Below are 7,771 nucleotides of genomic sequence, written 5' to 3'. Positions count from 1 at the left end.
GGTCATATGATGCCAGATCATGTGCACTTGTTAGTAAGTATTCCGCCGAAGCTAAGTGTATCGCAGTTTATGGGATACTTAAAAGGGAAAAGTGCATTAATGATGTTTGATCGACATGCAAACTTAAAATACAAATATGGGAACCGACATTTTTGGGCTGAAGGCTACTACGTAAGTACAGTTGGATTGAATGAATCCACGATAAAGAAGTATATCCGAGATCAAGAGAAACATGATATAGCAATGGATAAGCTAACAAGTGTGGAATATTCGGACCCTTTTAAGGGTAAGTGAAGTAGTACAAACACCGCTTAAAGCGGTGGCAAAGTAGTCAGAGCATTTTGGCTTGAGCAAAGCGAAAGCCAGCGCCTTGAGACGCCGGCTTTTATTATCGGCTTATAGCCGATGTGCAAACCACCCGTTTGACGGGTGGTTATGATTTTAAATGATAGTTATTTTTTTTAGAATTTTTCGACTGCTATACTAATATTCTTATGTATTAATAATCATTAGATGATATAATCTATTGACTAAGTACTTGATGTGATATGATAGATTTATCCAATTAATAATTTAAAGCTATTTTTAGGAGGACTAGCATGCGAAAAATTTTCAGTCGTGAGAACTGGGAGTTTTATTTTGAACACCCAGCCGTCCGCTGGAATATCTGCTATATAGTGCTTTTAACAATCATTGGGCTTATTTTAGGGTTTGTGGATAACTGGATTGTTGGACTAATTGTTTTAATAATCGCAGTTATTGGTGGAGCTATTAGTATTAGGCGGTTAAGAAAATTAGTAGTCGATGCTCATGAATATTTAAATGAATTAACGTATAAAGTCCAACGTGGGCAACAAGAAGCATTGCTGGAAATGCCCATGGGAATGATTATGTTAAATAAGCGTCATGAGGTTGAATGGATTAATCCATATATGGCGCGTTATTTTAATCTTGAAATTGTTGTAGGGAAGCCGATTGCAGATGTTGATGCAAAATTAGCGGAATTAATAAAAGATCATGCAGATGATAAGCAAACACAAGTAGTGACTTGGCGTGACCATCAATTTGAATTTTTGATTCAGCATCACGGACAGGTAGTTTATTTATTAGATATTACAAAATATGAACAGATTAGTGCACAATATAAGGACGAACAAATCTTCATTGGTAATATTTACCTAGATAATTATGATGAGCTGATTCAAGGAATGAGTGATTCTGATGTCTCTAATCTTCATAATTACGTAACTTCGCAAATAAGCGATTGGGCAGTTGCTAATCACTTATTGATGAAGATTATTGATGATGATAATTACTTGATCATTGGACATCAAGCTTCATTAAAGGAACTTGAAAAGCAAAAATTCAAGATTCTTGATGTTATTCGTGAAAATACGTCTAAGCAAAATTCACCAGTTACTCTTAGTGTCGGGATTGCTTATGGCGAAAATGATTTGATAAAACTTGCTGATACAGCACAAAATAATCTTGACCTCGCGTTAGGTCGTGGGGGAGACCAAGTTGTTGTTCGTGCTCAGGATCAGGAAGCACGTTTTTATGGTGGAAAGACCAATCCGATGGAGAAACGAACCCGGGTACGAGCACGGATGATTAGTCAGGCATTACAAGAATTAATGGCCCAATCAGATCAATTATTTGTGATGGGTCATACCAATCCAGATATGGATTCAATTGGTGCTTGTTTGGGGATTCGACGGATTGCGGAAATGAATGGTAAAGAATGTTGGATTGTGATTGATGACGAACATCCACACTCTGATATTCAACGTTTGATGCGTGAGATTAATAATTACCAGACGATTAAGGACCATATTATTTCACCAGTCGAAGCGTTAGAAAAAGCAACAAATAACAGTTTGTTAGTGATGGTTGATCATGCTAAGCGGGGAATTACGATTGCCCCTGAATTATATGATAAAATGCAAAACAGACTTGTTATCATTGACCACCACCGTCGCGGCGAAGATTTCCCTGAAAATCCATTGCTTGTTTATATCGAACCATATGCTTCATCAACTTGTGAGTTAATTACGGAAATGTTTGAATACCAACCACGCGAAGGAAAGGGACTTAATAAGCTTGAAGCAACAGCAATGCTAACAGGGATTCAAGTTGATACAAAATCATTCACCAAGAGTGCTGGTACACGAACTTTTGATGCGGCTAGTTACTTGCGTTCTGCTGGTGCCGATGGTTTAATGATTCAATCATTTATGAAAGAAAATCCAGAAACTTTCATGATGCGTAATCATTTGATTTCAAGAGCAGAAATAAATGATAAAATAGCATTATGTACGGGTGAAGAGGGACAGGTTTATGATCCTGTTACGGCTGCCCAAGCTGCTGATATGTTGCTCCAAATGAGTGGAATTGAAGCTTCATTTGTAATTTTTGAACGCGCTGATAACAAGATTGGAATTTCAGCACGCTCAATGGGAAACGTCAACGTTCAGGTAATCATGGAAAAAATGGGTGGTGGCGGTCACCTTGCAAATGCTGCTACACAAATCAGTGATAAAGATATTACTCAGGTCAAACAAGAGTTAGTCGATATTCTAACTAAACCTGATAAAGAGCAAGACGATACAGAGGAGTGATCATAATGAAAGTTATTTTTACACAAGATGTACGGGGTCGTGGTCAACGTGGCCAAATTAAGGAAGTTCCAGATGGCTATGCTCAAAACTACTTAATTAAGCGTGGATTAGCAAAACAAGCTACTAAAGCGGCGATGAGCCAATTGAAAGGTCAACAACGGGCTGAGGAAAAACATGCTGCTGAAGAATTAGCTGATGCTAAGCGGATGAAGAAGATTCTTGAAGATGATAATACAGTTGTTGAATTAAGCGGAAAAGCCGGTACAGATGGCCGGATGTTTGGTTCAATTTCAACAAAACAAATTGCAACTGCTTTACAAAAACAATTTGACCTTAAAATTGATAAGCGAAAGATTGAGCTGGCAGCCCCAATTAAGGCGCTTGGTTACGTTAATGTCCCAATCAAGCTTCATCCAGAAGTAGAAGCTCAAATTCGTGTTCACATTGCTGAAAAGTAATGAGGATTAATAGATTTAAGGAGCGGTATCGTCATGGATAATGCACCAGTGCAAGAAGAGCCACGCGATATTGAAGCAGAAAAAGCAGTTCTTGGAGCTGCTTTTTTAAGTAAAAACGCGTTGGCTGATGCGATGGAATATCTTGAGCCGCAAGATTTTTATCGGAAGGCTCATCAAATTATTTTTGAAAAGATGGTCCAACTAAATGATGCGGACCAGCCAATCGATCCGTTAACGATGAAAAATGTCCTCGATCAGGATAACCAAACGGAAAATGTTGGTGGAGTTGCTTATATTGCTGAACTTGCAACAGCGGTTCCGACGGCTGCTAATGTTGTCTATTACTCTAAGATTGTTCATGATAAGGCGATTTCACGACGGTTGATCAATACTGCAACCAAGATTATTAATGATAGCTATGCCGGAAATGACAAAATTGAAGATCAGCTTGACCGAGCTGAGCAAGAAATTATGTCAGTTTCGGAAAATAGTCGGCAAACTGGTTTCAAAAGTATTAGTGACGTTTTACAAGAGTCAATTAATCATGTTAGCGAGTTATCTAGTCAGGATTCAGAAATTACTGGGCTTTCAACTGGGTACGCACAATTAGATGAGATGACAACTGGTCTTCATAAAGATGAGTTGGTGATTATTGCGGCACGGCCTGCTGTTGGTAAGACCGCCTTTGTTTTGAATATTGCCCAAAACGTTGCAACTAGAACTGACAATACAGTGGCAATTTTCAGCCTTGAAATGGGTGCGGAGTCTTTAGCAAATCGGATGCTTTGTGCTGAAGGAAATATTAATGCTAATCACTTACGGACGGGGCAGCTTACGCAAGATGAATGGCAAAGTTTATTTATCGCCACTGGAGCTTTAAGTAATGCTAGTATCTATATTGACGATACACCGGGAATTAAGGTAGCAGAAATTCGGGCACGTTGTCGGCGCTTAGCAAAGGAAAAGGGTAACTTAGGATTGATCGTAATTGATTACCTTCAGTTGATTGAAGGGAGTAATCCTGATAATCGACAACAAGAAGTTTCAGAGATTTCTCGGCAATTAAAGAAGCTGGCAAAGGAATTAGAAGTTCCAGTTATTGCCCTATCACAGTTGTCCCGGGGAGTTGAACAACGACAAGATAAGCGCCCGGTTTTATCTGATATTCGTGAATCTGGATCGATTGAACAAGATGCAGATATTGTTAGTTTCCTTTATCGTGATGATTATTATGAGCACGATGAAGATGCGGACGATAATAATAACCAGGAAAATAATCAGGATGATGATGGATCAAATGCTAGTGAAGTTGAAGTCATCATCGAAAAGAATCGTAGTGGTCCGCGGGGAACAGTTAAATTATTATTTGCAAAATCCTATAATAAGTTCACGTCGATTTCTTATATCCCTGAAGATAATAATTAAAAACTAAATTTCTAAGAGGGCATTTCAGGAAAAACTGAGGTAGCCCTTTTAGTGCGCTTAAGACATTAAAAATGTTTTTAAAAAAATAAACGGTATGATAGTAATTGAGGAGGCGTAAACAATGAACCGTCAAGGCGTAGAATTAAAATGGCTTTTATTCGGAATGTTCCTTGGAAGTATTGGGAATAGTTTTGTCTGGCCCTTAACAACAATCTATATTCATGATCAGTTGCATGAGTCATTAACTGTTTCAGGAATCGTTTTACTATTTTATTCAGGAGCAAATGTTGTTGGAAGTTATATTAGTGGAATGCTATTTGATCGAGCTAACCCGCGAAAATTGATGATTGGCGGGACGTTGCTTGCGACGATCGTAATGGCTATTATGATTTTCTTCAATGGCTGGCCGATATATGGAATTCTTTTAACAGTCATTGGGTTCTTTAATGGTTGGATCATTACAATGGTTAATTCTTTTGCGACCCGTTCAGGACGAGATGGGCGTTATGTCTTTAATATGTTGTATTTTGCCAATAACTTGGGAATGGTGATTGGAACTACTATTGTCGGTCCACTTTATCAGTATGCAGATGGCAATGTTTCACCAATGTTTTTGATTACCACAATTCTCTATACAATGTTCTCCCTTGTTGTTATCTTTTTCTTTAAAGATAGTCAACGAACAGTTGCAAGGGCTGAGGATGAAGAAGATAAGGAAGAGACCAAGACAGTTAATATTAAGATGCCTCAAGCTAACTTATGGATTAACTGGATCTTCTTTATTGCCTTAGTTGTAATCTGGACAATGTATGAACAATGGGCAAGTAACTTATCAGTTTTCATGACTGATCAAGGAATCTCAATGACGAAATATAGTCTTTTGTGGACATTAAATGGGATTTTAATCGTTGTTTTCCAACTAGGAATTACTTGGCTTAATCGTTGGGTTAATCGACCATATGCGCAAGTATTTATTGGGATGTTTACAATTGGTTTCTCATTTGTATTATTACTTTACGCTCACTCATATAGTTGGTTTGTTGCGGCAATGGTCGTTTTGACAATTGGTGAAGCCACTGCTTTGCCAACGATGCCTGCCATTGTAAACAGCCTTTCACCCGTTGCTGTTAAGGGAAAATATCAGGGGATTTTGAACGCATTTTCTTCTTTAGGAAAGGCAATTGGTCCGCTATTTGGTGGATTGATGATTGAAGCGACTTCTTATCATATCCTCTTTATTATTTGTGCGATTTCAATTTTTGTAATGGAAATAATAGTAGTCTTTATTATTAAGATAAAACGTGCAAAAGCAGTTGAATATTAAAGAAGTGATTAGATGTTTTACAATAATTTTGATAATATACATGGTGAAGATCGTTATGGAATGGTAGGAAAGACAGGAGATCCTTTTAGGGAAGAATGCGAACTAAGGATTTCCTGTTATCAGTGCCATGAACAACCGTTAGTAATTGCGGAAAGAAATTGGATGGATACGAATAATGATGACTCGCAACGATACCAAATTGTGGTAGTTTGTGAGCATTGTGGTGCCGTTGATGAGTTCATTGTTAATGATGGTCGCGAGCATCAAATTAGCAAATTAAAACGTAGTAAATATCAGCCAACAGAAAAGAATATTATAAATAATGGAACTGTGAACTAGAATGTTCATGGTTCTTTTTTAATCCGTTTTTATTAACCAAAACTTGAGAGATTTGCTATGATGGTAGTTGAAATCAAATTAAAAGCAATGAGGTGAATGTTGATGAAAACCAAGAAATATCGTTATACTGGAAAAGACTTTGATATTAAGACGGCACCAACTAAGGTAAAAGATTCTGCTGATGATCTTAAGAAGATTAAAAAGAAGATTACGAAAAATATAAAGTCAATCAAGAATGCGCAAAAGATGATGTATGCGCGGCGCCATTATGGTGTTTTAGTAGTATTTCAAGCAATGGATGCAGCAGGAAAAGATAGTATGATTTCGCATATCTTTGCGGGCGTAAATCCAGTTGGGTTTAAGGTGGCTAATTTTAAACAACCAACAGGTCGCGAATTACGTCATGATTATCTCTGGCGAATTAATCGTGAATTGCCTATGCGTGGGGATATTGGTGTTTTCAATCGATCTTATTATGAAGATGTTCTTGTTTCACGCGTTCACCCATCGTTAATTTTACAAGCTAATTTACCAGGAATTGATTCTATTCATGACGTTAACAGTAAATTTTTCGATAGTCGTTATGAAGATATTCGGCAATATGAGAGTTATTTGACACGTAATGGCTACTTAATCGTAAAGTTCTTTCTCCATGTATCAAAGGAAGAACAGAAGAAGCGCTTCTTAGCACGGATTGATACGCCGGAAAAGAATTGGAAGTTCTCAGCAGCTGATATTCGCGAACGTCAATATTGGGATGATTATCAAAAGGCATATGAAAAGGCGATTAATGCTACCGCCACAAAGGAAAATCCATGGTATGTTATTCCAGCTGATGATAAGTGGTACTCGCGTTTAATTGTATCTGATATTTTGACAAAGAAGATCAATAGTTTGCCATTAGCTTATCCCGAGGTTTCACCAGAACAAGAAATGAGTTTACAACAGGCAAGAAAAGAACTAATAGCAGAAGATAAGTAAATAAAAAGGACGTTTGAATGACGTCCTTTTTATTTACGTGGTTTGTATATGTATTGGTGGAAAAAGGAATATATTGCTAACATAAAACAATAGAGTAACATATTAAGGTGCTTATTAATGAGACCATAGATTACAATTATGATCATTAATGCTGTCCATATATACCCTAAAAGAGTATAGTGACTTTGCTTATACCAGTATTTTCCCAAGAAAAAACATTCTTTATAGTATAAATATTCTAGCAGAATACAAAATAAAATAGGAATTAAAATATTTGACCAATAATTAGAAGGACTCCAAAAATAAAATCCTATAAGCAACCAAAACAATCCACGAATGATATTAAATGCTTGTGAGGCTTTATCGCGGTTTAGGAAACTAGTTAGGTCTTTATTCTCTCTAAGTAAGGAATCAACAGAAACATGATATATCTCACTGAGAGCAAGAAGTAATTTTAAATCAGGGTAACTTTTGTTGTTTTCCCATTTGGAAAGGGTTTGTCGCGTGATGTGTAATTCATCTGCAACGTTTTGCTGAGTTAGTCCTAACTCTTTGCGTCGACTAAGAATTTGTTCGCCAAATGACATATTAATTTGCTCCTCATATTTTGATATAAGAATACGAAA

Annotated in this window: 8 protein-coding genes; 7 read left to right on the top strand and 1 reads right to left on the bottom strand. The window is 37.1% G+C overall.

Annotated elements, in window-relative coordinates; translation table 11 throughout:
* The 7 genes from tnpA to LMB57_RS09740 all read left to right on the top strand — a co-directional run.
* On the top strand, positions 1-294 hold a 294-nt coding region (tnpA, locus tag LMB57_RS09770; protein ID WP_229278044.1), incomplete at its 5' end, for an IS200/IS605 family transposase.
* A 305-nt stretch (positions 295-599) separates the two neighbouring features.
* Positions 600-2,618: a DHH family phosphoesterase gene (locus tag LMB57_RS09765; RefSeq protein WP_229272414.1), complete on the top strand. Its 2,019-nt coding sequence runs from the start codon at positions 600-602 to the stop codon at positions 2,616-2,618.
* A 5-nt stretch (positions 2,619-2,623) separates the two neighbouring features.
* Positions 2,624-3,076, top strand: a complete 453-nt coding sequence (rplI, locus tag LMB57_RS09760; RefSeq protein ID WP_003665243.1) for a 50S ribosomal protein L9 — start codon at positions 2,624-2,626, stop codon at positions 3,074-3,076.
* 33 nt (positions 3,077-3,109) lie between these two features.
* Positions 3,110-4,501, top strand: coding sequence for a replicative DNA helicase (gene dnaB, locus LMB57_RS09755; RefSeq protein ID WP_229272415.1), 1,392 nt, complete (start codon positions 3,110-3,112; stop codon positions 4,499-4,501).
* A gap of 121 nt (positions 4,502-4,622) precedes the next feature.
* Positions 4,623-5,825 carry an MDR family MFS transporter gene (locus LMB57_RS09750; protein WP_229272416.1) on the top strand — a complete coding sequence of 401 codons (1,203 nt, stop codon included), beginning with the start codon at positions 4,623-4,625 and terminating at the stop codon, positions 5,823-5,825.
* Between the two features lie 12 nt (positions 5,826-5,837).
* Positions 5,838-6,164 carry a hypothetical protein gene (locus LMB57_RS09745; RefSeq protein ID WP_229272417.1) on the top strand — a complete coding sequence of 109 codons (327 nt, stop codon included), beginning with the start codon at positions 5,838-5,840 and terminating at the stop codon, positions 6,162-6,164.
* Between the two features lie 96 nt (positions 6,165-6,260).
* Positions 6,261-7,145 carry a PPK2 family polyphosphate kinase gene (locus tag LMB57_RS09740; protein WP_229272418.1) on the top strand — a complete coding sequence of 295 codons (885 nt, stop codon included), beginning with the start codon at positions 6,261-6,263 and terminating at the stop codon, positions 7,143-7,145.
* Positions 7,146-7,174: 29 nt separating this feature from the next.
* Here the strand turns inward: LMB57_RS09740 and LMB57_RS09735 are convergent, their stop codons facing one another.
* Positions 7,175-7,732, bottom strand: a complete 558-nt coding sequence (locus tag LMB57_RS09735; protein ID WP_229272419.1) for a helix-turn-helix domain-containing protein — start codon at positions 7,730-7,732, stop codon at positions 7,175-7,177.
* Positions 7,733-7,771 lie beyond the last annotated feature (39 nt).

Source organism: Limosilactobacillus secundus (assembly GCF_020784695.1).
In the GTDB taxonomy this organism is placed as follows: Bacteria; Bacillota; Bacilli; order Lactobacillales; family Lactobacillaceae; genus Limosilactobacillus; species Limosilactobacillus reuteri_F.
Note: the sequence above shows the minus strand (reverse complement) of the source record. Positions and strands in the feature narration are given on the sequence as shown.

Coding starts and splice junctions, on each gene's coding strand:
- LMB57_RS09765 (WP_229272414.1), top strand. CDS start 600: ATGCGAAAAATTTTCAGTCGTGAGAACTGGGAGTTTTATTTTGAACAC.
- rplI (WP_003665243.1), top strand. CDS start 2,624: ATGAAAGTTATTTTTACACAAGATGTACGGGGTCGTGGTCAACGTGGC.
- dnaB (WP_229272415.1), top strand. CDS start 3,110: ATGGATAATGCACCAGTGCAAGAAGAGCCACGCGATATTGAAGCAGAA.
- LMB57_RS09750 (WP_229272416.1), top strand. CDS start 4,623: ATGAACCGTCAAGGCGTAGAATTAAAATGGCTTTTATTCGGAATGTTC.
- LMB57_RS09745 (WP_229272417.1), top strand. CDS start 5,838: ATGTTTTACAATAATTTTGATAATATACATGGTGAAGATCGTTATGGA.
- LMB57_RS09740 (WP_229272418.1), top strand. CDS start 6,261: ATGTTGATGAAAACCAAGAAATATCGTTATACTGGAAAAGACTTTGAT.
- LMB57_RS09735 (WP_229272419.1), bottom strand. CDS start 7,732: ATGTCATTTGGCGAACAAATTCTTAGTCGACGCAAAGAGTTAGGACTA.